Origin of the sequence: Nitratireductor sp. L15S-10, from assembly GCF_045011005.1 — a bacterium.
Lineage (GTDB): Bacteria > Pseudomonadota > Alphaproteobacteria > Rhizobiales > Rhizobiaceae > Nitratireductor.
In genome coordinates, this window is sequence record NZ_CP120674.1 from 2,879,153 (window position 1) to 2,903,335 (window position 24,183).

Genomic DNA, 24,183 nt, shown 5'->3' on the forward strand with positions numbered 1-24,183 from the left:
CATGGCCTTTTTGCGGAAACGCTTCAACGAGAACTGTCTCCCCTGCTATCAGGTCACGCGGCTGATACAGAAATCAATCACGTCAAGCAGCGCATCTTTCTGCGGGGTGGGCCTGAGCGGAGCCAGCGCGTCGCGGGCGATCTCGCCGAAATGGCGCGCCCGCCCGATCGTGTCGCCAATGGCGCCATGCTTGTGCAGAAGCCCGATCGCCTTTTCGAGCGCTGCATCGTCGCACTGATTCTCCTCGATGGCGCTTTTCCAGAAGGCCCGTTCGTCCGGACTGCCACGGCGGTAGCTCAGGATTACCGGCAATGTCACCTTGCCCTCGCGGAAATCGTCGCCGACATTCTTGCCGAGGTCCGAGCTCTTGCCGCCATAGTCGAGTGCATCGTCGACGAGCTGGAACGCCAGACCGAGATTGGTGCCGTAGGAGCGCAGCGCCGCGCGGTCGTTGCGGGTTGCACCTGCCACGACCGGTCCAACTTCGGCAGCAGCCGAGAAAAGCGCAGCCGTCTTGGCCTTGATGACCGCCAGATATTCGTCCTCTGTCGTCTCCAGATTCTTGGCGACGCTGAGCTGAAGCACCTCGCCCTCGGCAATGACGGACGCCGCCGTGGACAGGATGTCGAGCGCATCGAGCGATCCGACCTCGACCATCATGCGAAACGCCTGGCCAAGCAGGAAATCACCCACCAGAACGCTTGCCTGGTTACCCCAGATCATGCGGGCGGTCTTGCGGCCCCGGCGCAAATCGCTTTCATCCACCACATCGTCGTGCAGCAGGGTGGCCGTGTGCATGAATTCCACGCTGGTGGCGAGCTTCACATGCCCCTCGCCCTCATAGCCGAACATCTGTGCGGCAGCGAGCGTCACCATGGGGCGCAGGCGCTTGCCGCCGGAATCAATGAGATGCTTCGCGAGTTCGGGAATGAGTTCGACATCCGAACCCGCCTTCGACAGAATCAGTTCGTTGACGCGCGCCATTTCGTCGGCGGTCAGGTCCATGAGGCTCGCGACGGAGGCTGCGCCACGCTTGCCATCGAGATTCAACACTACACCCACAGATGGTCCTCCAATCACGACCAGGCACGGACAGGAAAAACCCGACCGAAACGTCCAAACTTCCCGGCAATCTAGTGCCCCGCCCCCACGCGGGGCAAGCGGCGAATGCGCACGGTGCGCTTACCCGCCAATCACGAAGTCGTTTACAGGGGTTGCGCAAACTGTCAACGTCGCGCCCATGATCGAACTCATCCGCACCAATGATCCCGTGGTCATTTCCTTCGTTGAAAGCCTCCTGCGCGACGCCGGCATTGCATTTTTCGTCGCGGACCAGAACATGAGCATCATGGAAGGCTCGCTCGGGATTCTGCCGCGCCGTGTCATGATCGACGAGGATGACCAGGCGGCGGCCCTCCAATTGCTAAAAGACGCCGGTATCGAGAACGAAGCACGTTTCGACGATGAACAGAATCCCTGACACGAGTGCCGAAGCGGGGTACAGCGTCGATTCTTTCCACCGCGATGCGTTTCGGCTCGTGCAGCCTGCCGGTCGCGGTCATCGCTCGGGCGTCGACGCGATGCTGCTCGCCTCCGCCCTCCCGAAAGGCCTTGAAGGCGCAATTGCCGATCTCGGCGCCGGCGCGGGGGCTGCCGGCTTCGCGGTTGCCGCCCGCTGTGGGAAAGCCCTTGTGACCCTCATCGAGAACGCACCCGAAATGGCCGAATGCGCCCGCCGCAGCATCGCGCTGCCGCACAACTCGGCTTTGTCTGGCCGCGTGCGCCTGATTGAGGCCGATGTCACGCTTTCAGGCGATGCACGCGAGAGGGCCGGGCTTTTGCGCAATGCCTATGCGGCGACGATCATGAACCCGCCCTTCAACAGCCCCAGCGACCGTGCCACGCCGGATGCATTGAAACGGGTGGCCCATGTGATGGACGACACGCTTTTCGAAACCTGGCTGCGCACGGCAGCCGCCATCACCATGCCCGGAGGGTTTTTGGCGCTGATCGCCCGTCCCGCTTCGCTCTCGCCCATTCTCGACGCGTTGAAGGGCCGGTTCGGTGCCGCACGCATCGTGCCGGTGCATGGACGTTCCGGGAACCCGGCAATCCGTATCCTCCTGCGTGCCCAGAAGGGCAACCGTGCCGGGCTGACACTGGAGCCGCCCCTCATCCTGCGCGACGCCGACAACCAGGTGACCGAACGCGCCGAGGCGCTGACCAACGGACAGGCGGCGCTTTTCGGCGATTGAACGAGCCCGGCCATTGCACGAACCGCGCAAATGCCTACATGCTCACGAGCAACACGTTCCATTTTTCTGGAGTAAGCACGCCCTTGCGACGCCTTCTCAGCCGCCTCGTCCCCAAAAAACTTCGCGGTGATGCCGTCACCATTCCGGTGATCCGGCTTTCCGGCGCGATCATGCCGTCCAACAGCCTGACGCGCCAGAACCTCTCGCTCGCCACCACCGCGACCGTGATCGAGAAGGCGTTTGCTGTCCCCGATGCGCCGGCCGTTGCCATCGCGCTCAATTCGCCGGGCGGCTCGCCCGTTCAGTCGCGCCTTATCTTCCGCCGCATTCGCGATCTGGCGGTGGAGAAAGACAGGAAAGTCTTCATCTTCGTGGAGGATGTGGCCGCTTCCGGCGGTTACATGATCGCAGCGGCCGGCGACGAGATCATTGCCGACCCTTCCTCCATCGTGGGCTCCATCGGCGTCGTGTCCGCCGGCTTCGGCTTTCAGGAGCTTATCAAGAAGATCGGCGTCGAGCGCCGGGTTCACACGGCCGGCCAGAACAAAGCGATCCTCGATCCCTTCCAGCCGGAAAAGAAGGAAGACGTGGAGCGTCTCAAGGCCCTGCAGCTCGAAATGCACGAGATGTTCATCAATCTCGTCAAGGAGCGGCGCGGCGCCAAGCTCGCCGACGATCCGGAGCTTTTCACCGGCGCCTTCTGGACGGGCACGCACGCGCTTGAACTGGGCCTGGTCGACGGCCTCGGCGACATGCGCTCCGTTTTGAAGGAGCGCTATGGCAATAAGACGAAGCTCGCTCTCATCACCCAGCCGCGCGGCCTGTTCGGGCGCAAGCTCGGCATTTCCGGCAGCGCCGGTAGCATTCCGGATCTTGGTGCTGCAATCGCCGGCAATGCCGCGACGGGTCTGATCGAGGCGGCCGAGGAACAGGCGCTCTGGCGCCGCTTTGGACTTTGACGAGGCGCGACCGGGCGTTAAACTCGCGCGCGTGAAACCGGAGGATCGACAATGCCGCAACTGATCTTCTTTGCCGCGGTCGGCGTGGTGGCCTATGTCGGCTACCGCAAATTCGTCCGCGAGGCAGAGCGCGTGACCGCGAAGGCCCGGCGCGCCCGCAAGGAGGCGGCGAATGGCAGCATGGGAACGCTCGTCTACGACCCGAAGACCGGCGAATACCGCGTCGCCAAAGACTGATACCTGAGACAAGCGATGTCCAGCATGATCGCCCCTGCGAAGGTGAACCTGGCGCTGCACGTCACTGGACGGCGTGCGGACGGATTTCATCTGCTGGACAGTCTTGTGGCCTTTTCCAGCCATGGCGACCTGCTCGAAGTGGAAGACGGGGCGGAAGACGATTTCTTCGTTTCCGGCCATTTCGCGGCTCATGTCCCCATCGGCGAGACCAATCTCGTCACCCGCGCCCGCGATCTTCTGCGCGAAACATTCGGGGAGAGAGCCCGCGCTCCCGTTCATCTGCACCTTGAAAAAAACCTGCCTGTCGCCTCCGGCATTGGTGGCGGTTCGGCAGATGCGGCTGCCGCGCTCAGGCTGCTCGTCCGCCACTGGCAGATCGACGTCGATGAAGCCGCGCTCGCCAGGCTTGGCCTCAGCCTCGGCGCGGATGTCCCCATGTGTCTTTCATCGAAACCGCTTCTTGCACGCGGGATCGGCGAGGCGCTTGAGGAACTGCCGCAATTCCCGGCCCTGCCACTTGTTCTGGTGAACCCCAATATTCCGGTTTCCACGCCCGAGGTCTTTTCCAGACTCGAGCGGCGCGAGAATCCTCCCCTGCCCGCCCTTGCCGTGTTTGCCGACACGGCTTCGGCCGCCAACTGGCTTCAAGAGGCGCGCAACGATCTGGAGGAGCCGGCCTGTCAGCTTGTGCCACAGATCGAGGATGCCCGTGGCGCGCTGAGGCGAGCCGGTGCGCTCTTTTCCCGCATGTCCGGCTCCGGTGCCACGTGCTTCGGCGTCTTTTCTTCCCGTCATGAGGCATATCAGGCCGCTGCCCTTCTCGAAGAGCGCCATCCGGACTGGTTTGTCCTTGCCACCGAAACCAGAGCGTCCCAAAGCACCCGAGCTGACCATGCCCATTTCAACTACGCCCGCGCGTGAATTCATCCCCGTCCGCTTCGCGGTGCTGACCGTTTCCGACACGCGCGGTCTTGAGGACGACCGCTCCGGCCAGACCCTTGCCGAACGCATCGCGGAGGCCGGCCACACGCTCGCCGATCGAAAGATCGTCGCAGACGATATCGAAGCCATCCAGATGGCCGTCAAACTGTGGTGCGCCGATCCCGGCGTCGATGCCGTCATCACCACGGGTGGCACCGGCTTCACCGGGCGCGACGTGACGCCAGAGGCGCTGGAACCGCTGTTCGACAAGCGCATGGATGGCTTCTCGCAGGTCTTCCACCGCATCTCCTACGAAAAAATCGGCACGTCCACCGTCCAGTCGCGCGCCACGGCCGGGTTGATCGACCAGACCTTTGTTTTCGTGTTGCCGGGCTCCACCGGCGCCTGCCGTGATGCCTGGGACGGTATTCTGAAAGACCAGTTCGACTACCGGCACATGCCCTGCAATTTCGTGGAAATCATGCCGCGCCTTGCCGAACACCTGAAGCGCGGCGGCGGCAAGTCCGCCTGATCCCTTCCCGCCCCTGAAAAGCCGGAGAACGCGGCACCGCCCCCGCCAGCCCTTCCGCACGCCTGTGGAATATTCACCAGCCTCAATCTCGCCAAAAGTTCTTGCTTTGTTCTCATTATTCGAATAGGAATAGATTCATCGGCAGCGACGCTGATTCTGCTTTCGGCTCCAGGGTCATAACCTGGCCCCGCGTACTGGAAAGCCAGCGAAATCGCTCAGTCATGGAGCAAGCCATGGAACAGATTGTGAGAGCAGATGCAGCCGCCTTCGATGGCGGCGGGGCCGCGATGGCCAACACGGTGATCGACCGGTCGGGCATTCGCATCGATTCCGAGCGCCGGCGGGGCCGTGCTGCGGGCATCAATCCATCGGGCCGCTATGAGCCTGTCTCCCGCCATGTCTTTGACGATGGCTGGGGCTCGCTTGAGGAATTGCCACCCTTCAAGACCGAGGTCCAGGTGGAGAGGCCGCGCACCATCATCACGCGCAACACCTCGCCCGACATCTCCTTTGACCGCTCCATCAATCCCTATCGCGGCTGCGAGCATGGCTGCGTCTATTGTTTCGCCCGCCCCACCCACGCCTATATGGGCCTGTCGGCGGGGCTCGACTTCGAGGCAAAGCTCTTTGCCAAACCGGATGCCGCACGGCTTCTGGAGCGTGAGATTTCCAAACCGGGCTATCAGCCGCGCACAATCGCCATCGGCACCAACACCGATCCCTATCAGCCCATCGAGAAAAAATACCGCATCATGCGCGAAATCCTCGAAGTGCTGGAGGCGCACGCGCACCCGGTGGGCATCGTCACCAAATCGGCTCTCGTCATGCGCGATATCGACATTCTTTCGCGCATGGCGGAGAAGGGACTGGCCAAGGTCGCTCTTTCCGTCACCACACTGGACCGCAAGCTGGCGCGTACCATGGAACCGCGCGCGGCAACGCCCTCGCGACGACTGGAAGCCATCCGTGCGCTGACCGACGCCGGCATACCGACATCCGTGATGATGGGCCCCGTCATTCCCGGCCTCACCGATTGCGAGATCGAGCGCATTCTGGAATCGGCAGCCACCGCCGGCGCGCGCGAGGCGGGCTATATCATCCTGCGTCTGCCGCTGGAGGTCAGCCCCATCTTCAAGGAATGGCTCCTGCGCCATGCGCCCGACCGCTATCGCCACGTTCTTTCCCTGATCCGCTCCATGCGCGGCGGCAAGGATTACGACGCCGAATGGGGCAAGCGGATGAAGGGCACAGGCCCCTATGCCTGGCAGATCGGCCGGCGCTTCGAGATCGCGGCAAAGCGGCTCGGGCTCAACCAGGAAAAACGCAAACTGAGGACGGACCTGTTCAAACAACCGCAACCGGGAGGCGAACAGCTCATGCTGCTTTGACCCTTTCCCGGCCGGTCCGCCCGCCTGTTCCAGGCTTGGATTGGAATATTGACGCATCGGAGCGGTACCGTGTTTCCATGAGAAAGTACTGCTTCTCACGCCCCCACTTCCCGTCCGGCTTTGCATCCCCGTAGCCGACGGGCGCTTCCCGGCCCATCCGCCCCCTCGTTGCCGGGAGGCCCTTGCGGAGAATCGGAAGCGATGCGAGCATCGCCGCATTATGGCTCGCACGCGTTCCGATTCTCCCACTCTTTTTGATCTGCCTGTTCGTCCCGACTTCCAGATGGAGGCCGCGCTCCTGCGCGAGGGTCTCGCCCCTGTTGCAGGTCTCGACGAGGCTGGGCGCGGTCCGCTCGCCGGTCCTGTAGTCGCCGCCGCTGTCATCCTCGATGCAAACCGCCTACCCGATGGGCTTGACGATTCCAAGCGGCTGCCCGCCGAGGCGCGCGACCGGCTCTTCGAAGCCATTATCGAGATGGCCGTCAGCGTCTCCGTAGCGTCTATCTGCGCGGCAAACATAGACCGGTCCGACATCCTGCGCGCCAGCCTGGAGGCCATGCGCCGGGCTGCCGCCGGGCTGTGCGTCACGCCGCTGTTTGCGCTGGCCGATGGCCGCGATGTGCCGCCGGGGCTTTGCTGCCCGGCACGTGCCGTGGTGAAGGGCGATCAGCGCAGCCAGTCGATAGCCGCTGCCTCCATCGTCGCCAAGGTGACGCGGGACCGCATGATGACGCGTGCGGGCGGTGTGACACCGGCCTACGGTTTCGAGGCGCATATGGGCTACGGCACCAAGCGCCACCGCACAGCCATAACGGAGCATGGTGCAGTATCGCGCCTGCACCGGATGAGCTTCGCCCCGCTGCGCGATCTTGGACCGTCGCTACCCGCCTCAGAGAGGCGAAACACCGATCAGCCACTGGTGGAGGCCGCCGATAATCAGGCCATAGATCACCAGCCCGCCTAGAATGGCAATCATATCCCCCGTCCAGCCGTCAGGCTGTCTGATCTTGCCGTTGCCTGGTCTGTTAGCCGCCGAGATCCAGTCGATTGCCGCCCAGACCGCGAAGCCGCCGAAAAGGGCGAGGTCCGCCAGCGTTCCGTTCGCCATCAGATGAGCGATGCCCCACAGAATCGTGGCCAGAAGCATGGGATGCCTCACTGCCACTCGCAGTCGCGTGGGGACATAGGCGGCGATCAGCAGGGGAAAGACCGGCAGCAGGAGAAGAATGGCCAGGTGACGCAGCGAAGCCGGCGGCGAGTAAGCCAGCGCTGGGTCGAGACACGCCAGCCCGTAGCCCCAGATGATCAGGACGAGCCCGAGGATCGAAGCTGCGGTGTAGGGCAAAAGCCACGCGCGCTCTCCATGGGCTTCCATCACCCCGGTGCGCAGGTCCGGAACGAAGATGCGCAGGGAATGAATGCCAAGAAAGACGAGGAGTCCGACCACGAGTACCGACATGACAATCCCTGTTTGCACATTTAATTTTTGTTAGATAGCATAACTAAAATTATATGGCATAGCGGTGAAAATGAAAACTGCCGAGAGAGTACGCACGCCGAGCCGAAAAGCGGCTCTACGTGCTGCCACTTTTCGTGAGATCCATACGATCGCCCGGGACCTGCTTGTTCGTGAAGGAAGCGGCGCGGTCACCATCAACGCGATTGCGCGCAGAATGGGCATGAGCGGCCCGGCCCTCTATCGCTATTATCCAAGCCAGGCTGCTCTGATCGAAGCACTGCGCGAGCAGTTTTTCGAGGAGTTGATTGCTTTCATGCGGGCGGCTGGCAAGCATCCCGGGGCCGACACGCCGGGCCGCCGTCTGAATGCCATCTGCCGGGCGCTGCGCCATTGGGCGCTCGCGCACTCAGCCGAGTTTGGCTGGCTGTTCGCAGACCCCGTGGCCGTCAGTCGGGCTGCCGCGCTTCCGCATGTCACGGAACAGGCATCCCCCGGTGCGTTCGGTCAGGTATTTCTCGAACAGGTCGCCGCAATCTGGCACACGCAACGGTTTCCCATCCCGGACCTCGACGACATGCCGACCACGCAGGTCGACCAGCTCATCGCGTTCAGCAGCCGTATCGACGGCCTCCTGCCGCCCGACGCGGCCCATGTCTTTTTAAAATGCTGGATCAGGCTCTACGGTCATCTGTGCATGGAGGTCTTCCAGCAGGTCGCCTTTGCCTATACCGACATGGAGCCCTCGTTCGAGGAATGCCTGAGCGAGCTCTGTTCCCTGCTTGATGTGCCCTATGAGCCACCAGTGTGATGCTCAATAAGAAACGCCGCCGGAAACGGCGGCGTTTCAAAATGTTCAGCTTCCGAAAGCCCGTCAGTTCAGCTTCGACTTCACGTCCTGGATCGAAGCCTTGAACAGCTCTCCGCCGGTCTTGGCATCGACCTTCTCGGCCAGAATGCTGCGCGCGGCTTCCACGGCGAGGTCCACGGCGCTCGCGCGCACCTCGTTCACCGCGTCCTGCTCGGCCTGTTCGATCTTCTGTTCGGCAAGGGCCGTGCGACGGGCGACATATTCATCCGTCTTCTGCTTGGCTTCCTTGACGATCAGTTCGGCCTCGTGCTTGGCGGCGCTGACAATGTCCTGCGCCTCCTGCTCGGCTTCCTGCCGCTTGCGCTGATACTCGGCGAGCAGTTGCTGCGCGTCCTCGCGCAGCTTGCGCGCTTCATCCAGCTCGTTGCGGATGCGTTCGGCACGCCCGTCGAGCGCCCCGTTGATCATGCCGGGCACCTTGAAATAAGCAAGGACCCCCAGGAAGATGATCAGGGCTACAAACGCCCAGAATGTCGCGTCCATGGCCCTCTCCTACTGCTTCACGGACTTGACGGCGGCTTTCGCCGCAGTCTTGTCGAGCTGGCCGCCGACCAGTTCCTGGACGATGGAGGCTGCCGTGTCCTCGGCAATCGTACCCACGTCCTTCATGGCCGTTTCCTTGATCGAGGCGATGCGCTTTTCGGCCTCATCGAGCTTGGCGTCTAGCTGCTTCTCGATCTCACGACGTTCCGCGTCCGCTTCCGCCTTGGCGGCGTCACGGGCTTCCTGGCCGATGACATTGGCCTTCTTGCGGGCGTCAGCCAGCTCCTGCTCATAGGCAGCAACAGCCTCGTCCGCCTCTTCCTTCATCCGCGCCGCCTGGTCGAGATCCTGGGCAATGCGGTCACGCCGCACTTCCAGAATGCCGCCGATGCGCGGCAGCACGACGCGCTTCAGGAACAGGTAGAACAGCCCGAAGGTAATCGCCAGCCACAGGATCTGCGACGGAAATGTGGACGAATCGAAAGGCGGGAAGCCGGCTTCGTGTGCGCCGTCAGACGCCACGCCGGTTTCCGAATGGGTCGCTTCCGCGGCGTCTTGCGCCGAGGCTGCGAATGCCGATGCCACAAACATTGTCTACCTCTTTTAAAACCGGCCGGACGCCCGAAAGCGGCCGGCCACGCACACGAAAGGCGCGCTTAGGTGAAGAGGAGGAGCAGAGCGATGAGCAGCGAGAAGATGCCGAGAGCTTCCGTCACGGCGAAGCCGAAGATCAGGCGGCCGAACTGGCCGTCTGCTGCCGACGGGTTGCGCAGGGCGCCCGAAAGATAGCTGCCGAAGATGTTGCCGAGGCCAAGCGCTGCACCGGCCATGCCGAAACAAGCGATACCGGCGCCGATAGCCTTTGCTGCTTCTACTTCCATTTTAAAACTCCTTGTGATCGCGGATTTGCGTGTTTTCTTCAGACTTGGCGGAAACCGCCGGTGAAACCTGTTTTCCTCTGACCGACCCTTGAGGCCAGTACGAAGCCAGACTTTTCAAACCTCTTGATCAGTGGCCCGGATGGACGGCATCGTTCAGATACATGCAGGTCAGAACGGCAAAGACGTAGGCCTGCATGAAGGCGACGAGGAATTCGAGACCGGTGATCGCCACGGTCATGATCAGCGGCAGAATGGCACCGGCCACACCGGCCGCACCAAGCGCGCTCATGGAGGTGACGAAGCCGGCAAAAACCTTGAGCGTGATGTGTCCCGCCAGCATGTTTGCGAAGAGACGAACCGAAAGGCTGACCGGACGCGACAGGAACGAGACAATCTCGATCAGAACCACCAGCGGGACAACCACACCGGGCACCCCCTGCGGCACGAAAAGCCTGAGGAAGCCGAAACCGTGCTTCCAGAAACCATAGACGACAACCGTTCCGATCACCAGAAGCGCGAGCGCGAAGGTGACGATGATGTGGCTGGTCACTGTAAAGAAGTAAGGGAAGAGACCAAGAAGGTTGGCCATCAGGACGAACATGAAGATCGAGAACACGAACGGGAAGAACCGCATCCCGTGCGAGCCCGCCGAATCTCTCAGCATGGAAGCCACAAACTCGTAGCTCATCTCCGAGATCGACTGCAGGCGGCCAGGCACCAGGCCACGGCTCGACGTCGTCAGGAACAGAAAAGCCCCGGCAGCGACCACCGTCGCAACCATGAAGGCGGACGAGTTCGTAAAGGAGAAATCCAGTCCGCCGACCTCAATGGGAATCCACTTGGAGATCTGGAACTGATGGATCGGATCGTTGGCCACCTGGCCCCCCTCACTTCTGGTCTGGCGCCCGGGCGCCGTTCACTTCTTCTCAGGATCCCGCCCGTCATCCGATGAGCGGATCCCAAATTCAGCAACAAGTCCCGCCGAACGCAGGACATTCAGAACACCTGCCCCAAAACCGAGGAGCAGGAAAATGATCAGTCCCCAGGGAGACGTACCGGCAAAATGGTCGATGAACCATCCAAGAGCAGCGCCGACACCCACGCCGGCAATAAACTCGCTGGACAGTCTGAGCGCCTGCGCGGCGCCCGCCATATCGCCCTTCGTCTTCCCTTCACCGCCGTCTTGCCTGGCCGGTCGTTTCTCTGCGAGAGCCTTCTCCAGATCGGCGCGCCGGCGCTCCAGGTCGTCCGGCTGATCCTTGTCGGCCACCGCAATCTCCGTACCGGGTTTGCTGGTCAGCGGCTATCCGCTTGAAAGTCGCGCGCAACATAGTGAGCGCCCACGCCCCAGTCAAGCCGCTGTCGACGCCATTCACAAAGTCGAAAATTCTTTGAAAAACAACACGATGGCTAGATGCGACAATGCGCGCAGCGCCAAATGCCATGCTGAAAGCGGGAATCGCGGCAGGTCATGCCGCTTTTCAACCCGTCATTTGAGGGATTTCGCCGCCCTGGTCAGTTCCAGCCGCCGCCATAGGTGCGGTAGAAAATGTGCTGGCCGATCTTTTTCATGCGCTGCATTGCATTGGCCCAGCGCGGGTGCACATAAGTCGCATGATAGTGAGTGGAGGAGCCTACTTCGGGGAGCCAGATCTTGCCTGCGGTCGTGGCCATCGCCACCTCCTGTGCCGTCTTGAAGTGCGCCGGGCTAGCCACACGGTCGCGAATCCCGTCACAGGCGAATGAAAACTGGCAGCGGTTGCGCCATTTCTCGTTCTGGTAGACGACGCCGCAGATCGTGTTCGGATAGGTGGGGTTGCGCACGCGATTCAGGATCACCTGGGCGACAGCTGCCTGCCCCTTCACGGACTCGCCGCGCGCCTCAAAGTAAATTCCGGCCGCAAGACATTGCTGCTCACTTTTCGAGAACACCGTTTCCGGCAGAGGTTGCCGCGCCCAGGAATGATCCTTCGCGTCAACGGGTGGAATAAACCGCCCGCCTGTCGGCTCCTCTTCGCGCAGGATGCTGGCAAATGGCGAGGCTTTCGCATAGTCGGGCTTCTGCGGCGCGTAAGCCGTGGCAAGAACATCAGGCTGATCGTTGTTAACCAGCTCGGCGATCGCCCGCGGCAGCGAAGGATCGGCCTTCTCGTCCTTTTTCATATAGAATGCCGAGGCGATGCGTACTTCCTTGCCCTTGATGTCGGGATCGACAAACGCCATCAGCGGTTGATCGGATCTCGGCTTTTCGAGGAGAAAACTGGTCTTTTCAAATATGGTGCCGGCTTCAAAAAGCTTCGGGGGCTGCACAGGTACGACCTGCACGAGACGCCCGGTCTTTTCTTTACGGTTGATGCGCTCCTCGTCGGGCGTGGTTCCGGTGAACCCTTTCTTGCCGCGGAAGGCGATCTTGCCGATGCCGGGTGCAGCGATCCCGGAACCGGAAATGCCGCCTGTCTTCAGGTCGCCATCGACAAATGGCATCTCTGCCTGATGGATCGAACCGGCAACCGATTTTTCCACGAAGGCCGCCCAGCGCGGCCCCGTGCCCTCTTCTCCGGAAACCAGTCCGGCCATGTCCTGGTGTGCGACAATGCCCGGAAACCCGATCCAGAACCCCAACGCCACCAAAGCTGGCGCCAGAAAGGAACGCGATTCATCAACCGCCTTGCGCGGTATTCTTCCACTCCGACGAAGCACCCACACTCTCCGCTACGCAACTCAACCCGATTTCCAAAACCATATTTGGTTAACCTTGATCACTGGTTAACGGAGAGGCTTCTCCCGCTCGCAGAACATCAGAGCAAACAAAAACGGGCCTTGCCATGCAAAGCCCGTCATCTGCCTGACCGGAAATCTGGAGACCGCGCTCACCGGCGCTTTTTCGCCCTACCCGCATAGGGGTTATCGGAGGTGCGCAGCGCCACACGTATCGGTACACCGTAGAGATTGAAGGTCTCGCGCAGGCCGTTCATGAGATAGCGCACATAGGATTGCGGCATCGCTTCAGGCCGCGAACAGGAGACAACGAAGCCCGGCGGCCGTGTCTTGATCTGCGTTATGTACTTGACCTTGAGCCGGCGTCCGGCCACGGCCGGGGGCGGATGCTGCCCCGTCGCGCCTTCCAGCCACCGGTTGAGACGGCCCGTTGAGATGCGGCTGTTCCAGGTGCGGTGGGTCTTTTCCACCGCCTCCATAAGCTTGTCGAAGCCGCGCCCGGTTTCCGCCGAGATCGGAACGGCCTGCAGCCCACGCACCTGCGGCAGAAGCCGCGCCGTCTTTTCGTGCAGTTCGGCGAGCGTCTCCTGCCGGTCCTCGATCAAATCCCATTTATTGAAGGCGATGACCGGCGCCCTGCCCTCACGGATGATCAGATCGGCGATCTGCAGGTCCTGCTTCTCGAATGGGATGGTCGCGTCGAAGACCACGATCACCACTTCGGCAAAGCGCACGGCGCGCAGCCCGTCGGACACGGAAAGTTTTTCCAGCTTCTCCTGCACGCGAGCCTTGCGTCGCATGCCTGCCGTATCGAACAGCTTGATCTTGCGGCCACGCCATTGCCAGTCGACGGAAATCGAATCGCGCGTGATGCCGGCTTCGGGGCCCGTCAGCATGCGTTCCTCGCCAAGCAACGCGTTGATCAGCGTCGACTTGCCGACATTGGGGCGCCCCACAATTGCGATCCGCAACGGTTTGGACGAATCGTAGACTGCCTCTTCTTCCGAATCGGGCTCCACATCCTCGCCGACCGTGATTTCGTCTGTCGTGAGAACGGCCTCTTCCGGATCTTCCGCCAATGCCCGGTCCTCGCCAAGCGCCTCGACGATGGCGTCACGCAGATCGGACATGCCGAGACCGTGTTCCGCCGACACCTCGACCGGATCACCCAGCCCCAGTTCCCACGCGTCAAGAACCCCGCTGCGGGCGGCATTCACGTCCATCTTGTTGGCGACCAGCACAACCGGCTTGCCGCTGCGGCGCAGGAGATTGGCGAAGGTCGCATCATCGGGCATCACACCGGCGCGGGCATCGATCATGAAAAGCGCAATATCGGCCTCTTCGATCGCCTGCTCGGTCTGGGCACGCATGCGGCCCTCCAGTGTCGGCGCTGCAGCACTTTCCAGACCGGCCGTGTCGATTACGTCAAACTTGAGGTCCTGAAGGCGGGCAGTATGGGAGCGGCGGTCACGCGTTACACCGGGCGTATCATCGACAATGGCCAGACGCCGACCGGCAAGCCGGTTGAACAGTGTCGACTTGCCGACATTCGGCCGGCCGATGATTGCAAGCTTGAAGGCCATCTTGGCTCACCGGTCTCCGGCTATTCCGCCGGGCTTGAGCCGAGGATCAGCTCGATCATCATCTCGGCGCGCTGGCGCGTGTTGCGGGGTGCCTCGGCATCGCCGGAAATCTGCTGGAAGAGCTGAAGCGCGTCGTCGCGCTTGCCTTCCTTCCATGCTGCAAGACCAAGCGCCTCGCGCGCCGTGTGGCGCAGCGCGTTTCCATCCGCCGTCAATGTTTCAACACGTGCTGAAACGTCCGCATAGGATCCGTGATCTACCAGAAGAAGCCCTGCCCGAAGGCGAGCAATGTCGGCGATCACATCGGTTACCGAACGGTCCGCCGCAATTGCATCGAACGCAGCCACGGCACCTTCCGCGTCGCCATCGGCAGCCAGAACGGTGGCAGAACGCATGCGCGCCAGAAGCGGATAGGAGCCATAGCCACTCTCTTCCAGTTCTTTGAAAGCGGCGAGCGCTTCATCGTTCTCGCCCTGGCGGGCGTGCTCCAGTGCCTGGGAAAAAGCATCGCCAGAAGCATTTGCGCGGGAGGATGTCCAGCGCTCATAGCCGACATAGCCGGCCGTGGCGATGACGAGCAGAACGGCTGCGCCGATCGCAATGGGGCCGAAACGACGCCACAGAGATTTGAACTGATCCTGGCGAAGCTCTTCATTGACTTCGCGAATGAAACTGTCGTCGGACATATGCGACCCATGCCTGGCGGGTACTTCCCGCGCTTTTCCGGTTTCCGGCTTTTTAGACGAAATTTGCCGCCATGGAAGGGGGGGCTGTCATTTCGTTCCGATTCTGTTGATTCGGCGCCAACGCCCGTTGCCGTAAAACGATACTGCTTTCCAAACTCGGCCATATTTGGCCAGTAACCCTGCCCTTCGAATTGCATAGCGGATTACGTGATCATGCTCAAATTTCTCTGCGCCGGTGCAACGGCACTGGCGTTGACAGGTTCCTGCTTTGCCGGGAACACGAAAGAGGCGAAGTCGCCGCAATACGTGATCATCTCCTTTGACGGCGCCCTGCATCTGGAACAGTGGGAGCGCAGCCGTGCGCTTGGCAGGGAAACAGGCGCGCACTTCACCTATTTCCTTTCCTGCGTTTACCTCCTGTCTCCGGAGACGCGCAAAACCTATCAGGCACCCGGCATGGCCCGGGGCCGCTCGAATGTCGGCAGCGGGTATTCGCAGGAGGACGTCGAGGGACGGCTCGGTCAGATCTGGTCCGCCCGTGCCGAAGGGCACGAGCTGGCAAGTCATGGCTGCGGTCATTTCGATGGGAAAAATTGGAGCGCGGACGACTGGGCGCAGGAGTTCGATCAGTTCGCGGCCATTGTCTCGGACGCCTGGAAGGTCAACGGGATTAAGGGTGAACCCGACGGTTGGCAGGATTTCGCGCGCAAGGAAATACGCGGTTTCAGAGCGCCATACCTTTCAACGAGCAAGGGACTGTTCAAGACGCTTGAGAAGAAGGGCTTTGCCTATGACGCCAGCGCTGTCTCACGCGGTCCGGAGTTGCCCAGAACCCGTAATGGCCTCGCGCATTTTTCTCTCCCACTGATACCGGAGGGCCCTCGCGACAGGCCGGTGATTGCCATGGACTACAACCTTTATGTGCGCCACTCCGGCGGCAGGGAAAAGCCGGAGGCAGCGTCCGCGTTTGAGCAGCGGGCCTATGATGCCTTTATGGCGACGTTCGACAGGGAATATGACGGACGCCGCACCCCGGTCCAGCTCGGCTTCCATTTTACCCTCATGAACGATGGTGCCTATTGGAATGCGCTGGAGCGCTTTGCGCGCGAGGTTTGCGTCAGGGACGATGTGAAATGCCTGAGCTACCGTGATTACCTGGCAGCCATCTCCGAAGCCGAAGCTCCGGTCCAGGGCGGAACCTGATCGAAAAAGCCCCGGCATTTCTTGCCGAGGCTCATCTTCAGCGCTTTTTCGCGCCCGTTTAGTTGCCGATTTCCCGCTCGTGCCGCAACGCCTTGAAAGTGGCATAGAGCATGATGGTCAGCAGGATCGCGAACGGGAAACCTGTCGCGATTGCACCGGCCTGAAGTGCGGCCAGTCCACCGCCAAGCAGCAGAACGATTGCGACCAGGCCCTCGAAAATGGCCCAGAAGACACGCTGCGCTATCGGCGCATCGATCTTTCCGCCGGCCGTGATCGTGTCGATGACCAGCGAGCCGGAATCCGACGACGTAACGAAAAATACGATGACCAGAATGATTCCGATGAGCGAGCTCACACCGGCCAGCGGCAGGTCGGCCAGCATCGCAAACAGCGAAAGTTCTGGCACGTAATCGACCACTGTCTCCTGAACGCCCGTGTATCCATCGGCCAGGAACTGCTCCATTGCAGTGCCGCCGAACGTCGTCATCCAGAGGATCGATACGAGTGTGGGAATGATCAGAACACAGGTAATGAACTCGCGCACGGTCCGCCCCTTGGAAACGCGGGCGATGAACATGCCCACGAAAGGTGACCAGGAAATCCACCAGGCCCAGTAAAAGGTGGTCCATCCGTGCATGAAGCCCGTGTCTTCGCGGCCGACCCAGTTCGAGAGTTCCGGCAACTCCTTCAGATAGGACCATGTGTTGGAGAAAAAGCCGGTGATGATCGCCAGTGTGGGACCGAAGATGATCACAAACAGAAGTAGAAGAATGGCGAGCACCATGTTGATCTCGGAGAGACGCTTGACGCCCGCATCCAGTCCCGCCACGACGGAGATCAAAGCAATGCCGGTGATCCCCATGATGAGCAGGACCTTGATCGTGTCAGTGTTCGGAACACCATATAGCTCGTTCAAGCCGGCAAGCGCCTGCGAGGCACCGAAGCCGAGCGACGTTGCAAGGCCAAAGAGTGTTGCGAAAACCGCCATGATGTCGATCAGGTGACCGGGCCAGCCGCGCACCCGTTCGCCCAGAATCGGGTAGAACGCCGAGCGGATGGATAGCGGCAGGCCCTTGTTGTAAGCGGCAAGCGAGAGCGACAGCGCCAGAACCGCGTAAATCGCCCAGGGATGAAGCCCCCAGTGAAAGATGGTTGCCGCCATGCCCATTTCACGGGCCGCCGGCACCGCGCTCGCCACGAGTTCGCCATCGGCCAATGGTGCCTCCAGACCAAGCGGCGGGTTGTTGAAATGATACATCGGCTCAAGCACGCCGAAAAACATCAGGCCGATACCCATGCCAGCCGCAAAGAGCATCGCGAACCAGCCGGAATAGGAATATTCGGGCACTGCATCCTTGCCGCCCAGCCTGACTTTGCCCAGTGGCGTTGCCGCGACAAGAACACAAAACACCACGAATAGATTTGCTGACAGCATGAAGACCCAGTCAAAGGTCGAAGTCAGCCAGACCCGCAGTCCGCCAAGTGCACTTCCCGACGCTTCCTGAAACATCAGGGCGATGATCACGAAGGCAATGATCAGAACAGCGGAAACGAAGAAAACAGGGTTGTGAACGTCCAGACCAAGCAGCCGAATGTTATCCTGCCCGGGCTCGAGCCCGTGGTCCTCCTCAACGATTTCATTGGACATGTCTCACTCCATATCTGTCCGAGGCTGGAAGCAAATGACAGAATGGCCGCCCGTCCCCGGAACGTTCCTCCACACTCGGGACCGTGAACCAAAACACATGATCGCGCATGGTCTGTATGCGACCTTGTCCGTGCGGATTGAGACCAGACTCACGCAAATCGGAGACGGATGGAACCCTTTTTCACCAAAATTCCGCCCGGAAATCGCCAAATTCCATTGGCGAGGCGTGCAAATAGCCCGCAATCAACGGTCATTTTCACACAACAAGACGAGAAATCGACACAAACTACGCTTGTCTCTCGGACTTTTGCCGGATTTTATGTCCATGTTATACGGCTATAGGGACACCATTAACTGCATAGCTTCAGATGGAACCAAATCGATGTCTGTAGCTTATGATGAAAACCATTTGGAGAGGACACATGAAAAAGTCACTGCTTCTCGTGCCGGCACTGCTTCTCGGTGTTGCTGCCTGCACCCCGACTGAACAGGGCGCGGCATTTGGCGGCGCCAGCGGTGCGGCCATCGGCGCGCTCGCTTCCGGCAACAAGGTTGAAGGCGCCATCATCGGCGGTGCCATCGGCACGGTGGCCGGCGCTCTGGTCGGTCGCGCATCGGAAAACAGCAACCGCTGCATCTATCGCGACGAATACGGCCGCCGCTACGAGGCCCGTTGCCCGCGCGGTTACTGATCGTCCGGCAGCGCAGCCTGCGCTGCCTGGCAGCAGACAACACGGCAAAGGCCGGGATGCATCGCGCATCCCGGCCTTTCTCATACCTGCATCCCCCCGTGCGACCCGATCAACCGTCCGCCAAGGACAAGCAAGCCGCGCCTTGACGGGACCGCCTTCCCCGGTCTCCCGGTTCTTCCCGGCTGCGAATTGACTTTTGTCAATCGCCATGAATAATGTCGAAAGGAGGCGCGGAATGGCTTATCGTCCTGCAGAGCAGATCATACACAAGGCCGCCTGGCTATATTACACGCACGGCCTGCGTCAGGACGAGGTGGCGCAGCGGCTGAGCATCTCGCGCGCATCCGTGGCGCTCTATCTGCGCAAGGCCCGTGAGGCCGGTATCGTCAACATCTCCACCTCCACGCATCTTTTCAGCGGCGAGCGCCTCGCGCGCCAGATGGAAGATACGTTCGGCCTCGAAACCGTGTGGCTCGTGGGGGAGGATTCCCTTTCACCCTCCCCAGCCTCCGAAATTCCGACGCTGGCTGCCAATGTCTTTCTCGAAATGGTCGAGAACGGGAATCGGGTCTGCGTCGCCTGGGGCCGCACCGTCTACGACATCGCCGACGCCATGAGCTATGCCGACCGCGAAGGCGTGACGGTTGTCGAGATGTGCGGCAATCTCGGCTCGCCCTATGCCTACCGTCCCGACCAGTGCACCATGGAGATCGCCCGCCGGCTCAACGCCAAGGGGCTCAACTTCTACGCACCGCTGGTCCTGAGCACCGAGGGACTGGCTCAGGCTCTGCGCGAAGAGCCGGTCATCCGCGAACAGCTCGACGGTATCGGCGCCTGCGATCTGGCCCTCTTCACGGTCGGAGCGCTCGATACCGACAGCCATGTCATAAAATGCGGCGCGCTCAGCATCGAAGAGCTTGGGCGGCTGAAAGCGATGGGGGCCACCGGCGTCATTGCGGGACAAATCATCACCGCCGATGGCAAACTGCTCGACTGCGATTACAACCGGCGCATGATCTCGGCCGATTTCGACGCCATCCGCGCCATTCCAAAGCGTCTGATGGTGGTGCAGGAGGACGAGAAACTCGAACCTCTCAAGGCCGCCATCGCCGGCCGTTTTTTCACCCATCTGGTGACCACTTCCTCCATGGCGGCCGCGCTATTGCAGCACCACGCCGCCAGTGAACCGACGCCGGCCTGAACCCCGCCGGCAAGCGCAACCCTTCAAGACAGTACAGGACCGACATGCAGAACCTCTGGAAAGACAGCGAAGCCGAAAAGCTCGTCGAGCATTACGCCGCAAAGGGCGTCGACCGCGATCTGGCGCTGCGCGTCTACACGACCCGACTTCTGGGCGGCGAGCCGCGCCTTGTTCTGCATGGCGGCGGCAACACCTCGCTGAAGAGCAAAGCAACCGACATTCTGGGCCGCGAATATGATGTTCTGTGCGTCAAGGGCAGCGGCTGGGACATGGGCGTGATCGAGCCGCAGGGCCTTCCCGCGGTGAAGATGGACGCGCTCCTTGCCGCCCGCAGGCTCGACGCGCTCGCGGACGAAGACATGGTCGCCATGCAGCGCGCCAATCTCATCGATCCGGGTTCCCCGAACCCCTCCATCGAGACCCTGCTGCACGCCTTTCTGCCGCACAAATTCGTCGATCACACCCACTCGACAGCCATTCTCGCGCTGGTCGATCAGAAAGATTCCGAAGCGCTCTGCAAAAAGGTCTTTGGCGACCGGCTCGGCTTCGTACCCTACATCAAACCGGGCTTCGACCTCGCCAAGGAAGCCGCCGACATCTACGACAAGAACCCCGCCGTGGAAGGCCTGATCCTCGACAAGCACGGCATTTTCACCTTCGCCGAAGATGCAAAGACGGCCTACGATCTCATGATCGAGTTCGTCACCATGGCCGAGGATTACGTCGCCGAAAACGGCAAGGCTCCCTTCAAGCCGGTGGCGCTTCCCAAAGAGCTTGCCACCCCGTCCGAGATCATGCCCTATCTGCGCGGCGCGATCGCCATTGACGAGGGCGAGGGCAATTATGGCCGCATGGTCTGCGACTTCCGCACCTCACCGAAAATCCTCGATTATGTGAACGCCGACACGGCCGAAGAGCTCGCCACACGCGGCGTCTCGACGCCGGACCTTTCGATCCGCATCAAGACCGGCCCCATGGTTCTGCCCGCGCCGGAAGCAGGCAAACTTGATGAATATGGTAAGGTGATCCGCGAAAAGGTCGCCGAGTTCTCGGCTCGCTACAAGGACTATTTCGAGACCAACAACGCCGCCGACGATGTCGAGCGCACCATGCTCGACACCATGCCGCGCCTGACACTCGTGCGCGGTCTCGGCCTCATCGGCCATGGCCGCAGCATGAAGGAGGCGAAGATCGCCGCCGATGTCGGCGAGATGCTGGTGGAAGCGGTCACCGGTGCCGAAGCCATCGGCTCCTTCCACCCGCTGGCGCTGTCGGATCTCTTCGAGCTTGAATACTGGTCGCTTGAGCAGGCCAAGCTCGCCTCCAACAAGCCCAAGCCGCTCTCCGGCCAGGTCACGCTGGTCACCGGCGGCGCGGGTGCCATCGGTGCCGCCACGGCAAAGCTTTTCGCATCGCAGGGCTCCCATGTGGTCGTCGTCGACATGCATGCCGACAAGGCCGAAGAGGTCGCGAAATCAATCGGCAATGCCGCCATCGGAATCGGTGCCGACGTGACCGACGCGACAGCCGTGCGCGCCGCCTTCGACAGGGCACGCGATGTGTTCGGCGGCGTCGACATCGTCGTTTCCAATGCGGGTGCCGCATGGGAAGGCAAGATCGGCGAACTGGAAGACGCCACGCTGCGCAAGAGTTTCGAGCTTAATTTCTTCGCCCATCAGAGTGTGGCGCAGAACGCGGTGCGCCTCTTCAAGCAGCAGGGCACCGGCGGCGTGCTCCTCTTCAACGCCTCCAAGCAGGCGGTCAATCCGGGTGCGAATTTCGGCGCCTATGGCCTGCCCAAGGCGGCAACGCTGTTCCTGTCGCGCCAGTATGCACTCGATTACGGCTCCATCGGCGTGCGCTCCAACGCGGTCAATGCCGACCGCATCCGTTCGGGCCTCTTGACCAACGAGATGATCGCCAACCGCTCCACCGCACGCGGCGTCTCGGAGAAGGACTATATGGGCGGCAATCTTCTGGGCCTTGAGGTGCGCGCCGAGGATGTGGCGCAGGCCTTCCTCAACCACGCCCTTGCCGAGCGTACCACCGCCGACGTCACCACCGTAGACGGCGGCAATATCGCGGCAGCGCTGCGCTGATATAGAGAGCCGGCAAGAGGATGGGGGCGAGCGCCAACACTGCAAAGGTCGCCCCCCAATCCGCCCTCGCCCTTCGACAAGCTCAGGATGAGGGCTTTCGTTGCCACTTCACCGCGAGCCACGTACCCCGTTCAAGCGCCCCCAATGTCCCTGCCCTTTCCCTCATCCTGAGCTTGTCGAAAGGCGAAGGGCCAAGGGAAAGGGCACGCACCATCATCTCCGCGCAAAACAAAAAGGGCGACCCGAAAGCCGCCCTCGTCGATCCATTCTAGCGCGGTCTCAGTCCCGCGCGGGCAGCGGCATCCAGTCCGGCACGGCCACATCGGCATGGGCAAACTGTGGCATCTTCGCTGAAAGATCGTCCATGTTCTTGATGTCGCCTTCGTTCAGCGCCTGCTGGGTGATCAGCGTCGGCGGGACGATGACGCTCTTGCCCGGCTCCTCGCCGGCCAGAAGCATGGCGAGCGCGCGCACCGAAACCTCGCCCACAACGGCGGGGTTGGTGGCAGCCGTCGCAACCCAGGCGCTGCCCGGCTCGCGCATGGCCGAAATGTCAGCCGTCGAAACGTCCGCCGAATAGATCTTGATGCTGTCGGAAAGGCCGGCCTCGTCCACGGCAATCTTCACGCCCTTGGCGAACTCGTCATAGGGCGCGAACATGACCTGGATGTCCGGGTTCGCCGTCACCACCGAGCGCGCCTGATTGGCCACCGAATTGGCGATCGGATTGTCCAGCGTGCCAAACTGCGCCACTTCCTCGATGCCCGGATATTTTTCCTTGAACTCGCGCCAGGTCTCGTCGCGGCGGTCGAGCGGCGCAATGCCGGCCACATAGACATAGCCCGCCTTCCACTCCTCGCCATTGTCCTTGATCGCCTGTTCCAGCGCCAGCCGCGCCAGATCCCGGTCGGACTGCTCGATCTGCGGGATCGCGTCATTCTCGACATTCACGTCGAAGGCCACGACCTTGATGCCCGCATCGACGGCGCGCTGGGCAGCTTCCTTCATGGACTCTGTAAGGCCATGCTGGATGATGATGCCGTCAACACCCAATGCAATCGCCTGATCCACCATGTCGGCCTGAAGGGCTGCGTCCTGCCGGCTGTCGAGCACGCGCAGGTTTACGCCCAGCGCCTCGGCCTGCTTCTCCACGCCCGAGAGATAGGCCTGGAAAAAGTCGCCGGTGGAAAGATAGCGCACCAGCGCAATCTCCACGTCACCGGGATTGTCGAATGGCGCGGGCTTGTCCTGTGCGCCGGCGGCTGCCGGCAGGAGCATGGTGGCGCCGGCGAGTGCCGCGGCCATCTTGCCCAGAAGTCTGCGTGAAATGTTCATGTTCTTCTCCTCCACTGCCTGTTGCTCTTGTTCCGCGCTATCGGGCGTTCCTCCCCAGAAGCGCAAAGGTAAAGATCAGCGCGATGACGAGCACCGCCCCCTTGACGAAATCCTGCGTGTAATAAGGCACGTTCATCATGGTGAGCCCCTGCAAAAGCACGCCCACGAAAAGCGCACCGATGGCCGTGCCGAATGCGTTCGGCTTGGCAGCCCCCAGCACCGCAAAACCGATGAGTGCCGCCGCTACCGCATCCAGAAGCAGATTGTTGCCCGAGGCGATGTCGCCGCGCCCCAGGCGCGCGGCCAGAAGAATGCCGCCGATGGAAGCGAACACGCCCGAGATCACATAGGCCCAGATGCGATAGGCCTTGACCGGCGCACCGGCGAATTCCGCAGCCCGCGCATTGGACCCCACCGCATACATCATGCGGCCAAACCGCGTGTATTCGAGGAAGAACCAGATCAGGATCGCAAGCACGATCAGCACCACCACCGAGGCCGGCACAAGATTTTCGATGAAGAGGTCGAACCGATGCCGGCCGAGCGCCAGAAAGGCCTGGCTGAACGTGCCCTCGGCGGTCGAGCCATCAGGCAGTGTCATGCCGGTGGCGATGGAGCGTCCTTCGGTCGGGATGCGCTGCAAGCCAATCAGCAGGAACATCATGCCGAGGGTTGCCAGAAGATCGGGCACCCGCATGTAGCAGATGATCAAACCGTTGATCAGCCCCACCAGCGCGCCGATGGCAAGGCACACCAGAACCGCGACGAGCGCGTTCTGCTCCAGCACCACCATCACATAGGCCGCCGCCATCATGGAGCTGGTGGCGATGGAGCCGATGGAAAGGTCGAAACCGCCCACCACCAGCGTCGCTGTCACGCCGAGCGCCAGAATGCCGGTGATCGAAACCGACTGCAGGATGAAGACCGCCGCCTGCGGCGAGGTGAAGCCGCGCGTGGCCAGCGAGAAGAAGACGACCAGCCCCACAAGCAGGGTCAGGAAACCATAGCGGATGGCCAGCTCGCGCATTGAAAGCC

Annotated in this window: 26 protein-coding genes; 13 read left to right on the forward strand and 13 right to left on the reverse strand. The window is 61.6% G+C overall.

Going from position 1 to position 24,183, the window contains the following annotated elements; genetic code table 11:
* Nucleotides 1–48: 48 nt before the first annotated feature.
* Nucleotides 49–1,062, reverse strand: a complete 1,014-nt coding sequence (locus P2W41_RS13820; RefSeq protein ID WP_292899740.1) for a polyprenyl synthetase family protein — start codon at nucleotides 1,060–1,062, stop codon at nucleotides 49–51.
* Nucleotides 1,063–1,240: 178 nt separating this feature from the next.
* On the opposite strand from P2W41_RS13820, the gene P2W41_RS13825 reads away from it, so the two are divergent.
* From P2W41_RS13825 to P2W41_RS13860, 8 genes are all read left to right on the forward strand, one after another.
* The gene (locus P2W41_RS13825) at nucleotides 1,241–1,480 is read left to right on the forward strand and encodes a DUF2007 domain-containing protein (RefSeq protein ID WP_292899738.1); all 240 of its coding nucleotides are present in this window, start codon (nucleotides 1,241–1,243) and stop codon (nucleotides 1,478–1,480) included.
* Nucleotides 1,464–2,255 carry a tRNA1(Val) (adenine(37)-N6)-methyltransferase gene (locus P2W41_RS13830; protein ID WP_292899736.1) on the forward strand — a complete coding sequence of 264 codons (792 nt, stop codon included), beginning with the start codon at nucleotides 1,464–1,466 and terminating at the stop codon, nucleotides 2,253–2,255. Before P2W41_RS13825 ends, P2W41_RS13830 begins: the two co-directional genes overlap by 17 nt.
* 83 nt (nucleotides 2,256–2,338) lie before the next feature.
* Complete coding sequence (locus P2W41_RS13835; RefSeq protein ID WP_404933449.1) at nucleotides 2,339–3,214, forward strand: S49 family peptidase; 876 nt, start codon at nucleotides 2,339–2,341, stop codon at nucleotides 3,212–3,214.
* A 51-nt stretch (nucleotides 3,215–3,265) separates the two neighbouring features.
* Nucleotides 3,266–3,451 (forward strand): hypothetical protein, encoded by a 186-nt coding sequence (locus P2W41_RS13840; RefSeq protein WP_292899733.1) that lies wholly within the window; start codon nucleotides 3,266–3,268, stop codon nucleotides 3,449–3,451.
* Nucleotides 3,452–3,475: 24 nt separating this feature from the next.
* Entirely contained in the window at nucleotides 3,476–4,372 is an 897-nt protein-coding gene (locus P2W41_RS13845) for a 4-(cytidine 5'-diphospho)-2-C-methyl-D-erythritol kinase (RefSeq protein WP_292900072.1), read from the forward strand.
* Nucleotides 4,344–4,904 carry a molybdenum cofactor biosynthesis protein B gene (moaB, locus tag P2W41_RS13850; RefSeq protein WP_292899731.1) on the forward strand — a complete coding sequence of 187 codons (561 nt, stop codon included), beginning with the start codon at nucleotides 4,344–4,346 and terminating at the stop codon, nucleotides 4,902–4,904. The genes P2W41_RS13845 and moaB overlap by 29 nt, the downstream gene beginning before the upstream one ends.
* Nucleotides 4,905–5,137: 233 nt before the next feature.
* A complete protein-coding gene (locus P2W41_RS13855; RefSeq protein ID WP_292899729.1) occupies nucleotides 5,138–6,292 on the forward strand; it encodes a PA0069 family radical SAM protein in 1,155 nt (384 codons plus the stop codon).
* Nucleotides 6,293–6,512: 220 nt separating this feature from the next.
* Complete coding sequence (locus P2W41_RS13860) at nucleotides 6,513–7,256, forward strand: ribonuclease HII (protein WP_404933450.1); 744 nt, start codon at nucleotides 6,513–6,515, stop codon at nucleotides 7,254–7,256.
* Here the strand turns inward: P2W41_RS13860 and P2W41_RS13865 are convergent.
* Nucleotides 7,182–7,751, reverse strand: coding sequence for an NnrU family protein (locus P2W41_RS13865; protein WP_404933451.1), 570 nt, complete (start codon nucleotides 7,749–7,751; stop codon nucleotides 7,182–7,184). The genes P2W41_RS13860 and P2W41_RS13865 overlap by 75 nt on opposite strands.
* 70 nt (nucleotides 7,752–7,821) lie before the next feature.
* On the opposite strand from P2W41_RS13865, the gene P2W41_RS13870 reads away from it, so the two are divergent.
* Complete coding sequence (locus tag P2W41_RS13870) at nucleotides 7,822–8,559, forward strand: TetR/AcrR family transcriptional regulator (protein ID WP_404933452.1); 738 nt, start codon at nucleotides 7,822–7,824, stop codon at nucleotides 8,557–8,559.
* Between the two features lie 63 nt (nucleotides 8,560–8,622).
* Here P2W41_RS13870 and P2W41_RS13875 read toward each other — a convergent pair whose 3' ends face one another.
* The 8 genes from P2W41_RS13875 to P2W41_RS13910 all read right to left on the reverse strand — a co-directional run bounded on the left by P2W41_RS13875 (nucleotide 8,623) and on the right by P2W41_RS13910 (nucleotide 14,970).
* Complete coding sequence (locus P2W41_RS13875; RefSeq protein WP_292899721.1) at nucleotides 8,623–9,102, reverse strand: F0F1 ATP synthase subunit B; 480 nt, start codon at nucleotides 9,100–9,102, stop codon at nucleotides 8,623–8,625.
* 9 nt (nucleotides 9,103–9,111) lie between these two features.
* Nucleotides 9,112–9,693 (reverse strand): F0F1 ATP synthase subunit B, encoded by a 582-nt coding sequence (locus P2W41_RS13880; RefSeq protein WP_065816111.1) that lies wholly within the window; start codon nucleotides 9,691–9,693, stop codon nucleotides 9,112–9,114.
* Nucleotides 9,694–9,758: 65 nt separating this feature from the next.
* On the reverse strand, nucleotides 9,759–9,983 hold the full coding sequence (locus P2W41_RS13885; protein ID WP_065816112.1) for a F0F1 ATP synthase subunit C: 225 nt from the start codon (nucleotides 9,981–9,983) through the stop codon (nucleotides 9,759–9,761).
* Between the two features lie 127 nt (nucleotides 9,984–10,110).
* Nucleotides 10,111–10,860 (reverse strand): F0F1 ATP synthase subunit A, encoded by a 750-nt coding sequence (locus tag P2W41_RS13890; RefSeq protein WP_292899715.1) that lies wholly within the window; start codon nucleotides 10,858–10,860, stop codon nucleotides 10,111–10,113.
* A 39-nt stretch (nucleotides 10,861–10,899) separates the two neighbouring features.
* A complete protein-coding gene (locus P2W41_RS13895; RefSeq protein ID WP_292899713.1) occupies nucleotides 10,900–11,253 on the reverse strand; it encodes an AtpZ/AtpI family protein in 354 nt (117 codons plus the stop codon).
* A gap of 245 nt (nucleotides 11,254–11,498) precedes the next feature.
* Entirely contained in the window at nucleotides 11,499–12,683 is a 1,185-nt protein-coding gene (locus tag P2W41_RS13900) for a cell wall hydrolase (RefSeq protein WP_404933453.1), read from the reverse strand.
* A 170-nt stretch (nucleotides 12,684–12,853) separates the two neighbouring features.
* The gene (der, locus tag P2W41_RS13905; protein WP_404933454.1) at nucleotides 12,854–14,284 is read right to left on the reverse strand and encodes a ribosome biogenesis GTPase Der; all 1,431 of its coding nucleotides are present in this window, start codon (nucleotides 14,282–14,284) and stop codon (nucleotides 12,854–12,856) included.
* Between the two features lie 20 nt (nucleotides 14,285–14,304).
* Nucleotides 14,305–14,970, reverse strand: coding sequence for a tetratricopeptide repeat protein (locus P2W41_RS13910; protein ID WP_292899709.1), 666 nt, complete (start codon nucleotides 14,968–14,970; stop codon nucleotides 14,305–14,307).
* Between the two features lie 213 nt (nucleotides 14,971–15,183).
* Here P2W41_RS13910 and P2W41_RS13915 point away from each other — a divergent pair, with 213 nt between their 5' ends.
* Complete coding sequence (locus P2W41_RS13915; protein ID WP_404933455.1) at nucleotides 15,184–16,173, forward strand: polysaccharide deacetylase; 990 nt, start codon at nucleotides 15,184–15,186, stop codon at nucleotides 16,171–16,173.
* A gap of 58 nt (nucleotides 16,174–16,231) precedes the next feature.
* On the opposite strand, the gene P2W41_RS13920 is transcribed toward P2W41_RS13915, so the two are convergent.
* Nucleotides 16,232–17,821, reverse strand: coding sequence for a BCCT family transporter (locus tag P2W41_RS13920; RefSeq protein WP_292899705.1), 1,590 nt, complete (start codon nucleotides 17,819–17,821; stop codon nucleotides 16,232–16,234).
* A gap of 422 nt (nucleotides 17,822–18,243) precedes the next feature.
* Between P2W41_RS13920 and P2W41_RS13925 the strand changes: the two genes are divergently transcribed.
* The 3 genes from P2W41_RS13925 (at nucleotide 18,244) to P2W41_RS13935 (ending at nucleotide 21,813) form a co-directional block, all read left to right on the forward strand.
* Nucleotides 18,244–18,513 carry a YMGG-like glycine zipper-containing protein gene (locus P2W41_RS13925; RefSeq protein WP_229447620.1) on the forward strand — a complete coding sequence of 90 codons (270 nt, stop codon included), beginning with the start codon at nucleotides 18,244–18,246 and terminating at the stop codon, nucleotides 18,511–18,513.
* A 235-nt stretch (nucleotides 18,514–18,748) separates the two neighbouring features.
* Nucleotides 18,749–19,714 carry a sugar-binding transcriptional regulator gene (locus P2W41_RS13930; RefSeq protein ID WP_292899701.1) on the forward strand — a complete coding sequence of 322 codons (966 nt, stop codon included), beginning with the start codon at nucleotides 18,749–18,751 and terminating at the stop codon, nucleotides 19,712–19,714.
* Between the two features lie 44 nt (nucleotides 19,715–19,758).
* Nucleotides 19,759–21,813, forward strand: a complete 2,055-nt coding sequence (locus tag P2W41_RS13935; RefSeq protein ID WP_404933456.1) for a bifunctional aldolase/short-chain dehydrogenase — start codon at nucleotides 19,759–19,761, stop codon at nucleotides 21,811–21,813.
* Nucleotides 21,814–22,092: 279 nt separating this feature from the next.
* On the opposite strand, the gene P2W41_RS13940 is transcribed toward P2W41_RS13935, so the two are convergent.
* Nucleotides 22,093–23,148, reverse strand: coding sequence for a substrate-binding domain-containing protein (locus tag P2W41_RS13940; protein WP_404933457.1), 1,056 nt, complete (start codon nucleotides 23,146–23,148; stop codon nucleotides 22,093–22,095).
* A gap of 37 nt (nucleotides 23,149–23,185) precedes the next feature.
* The gene (locus P2W41_RS13945; RefSeq protein WP_404934984.1) at nucleotides 23,186–24,175 is read right to left on the reverse strand and encodes an ABC transporter permease; all 990 of its coding nucleotides are present in this window, start codon (nucleotides 24,173–24,175) and stop codon (nucleotides 23,186–23,188) included.
* Nucleotides 24,176–24,183 lie beyond the last annotated feature (8 nt).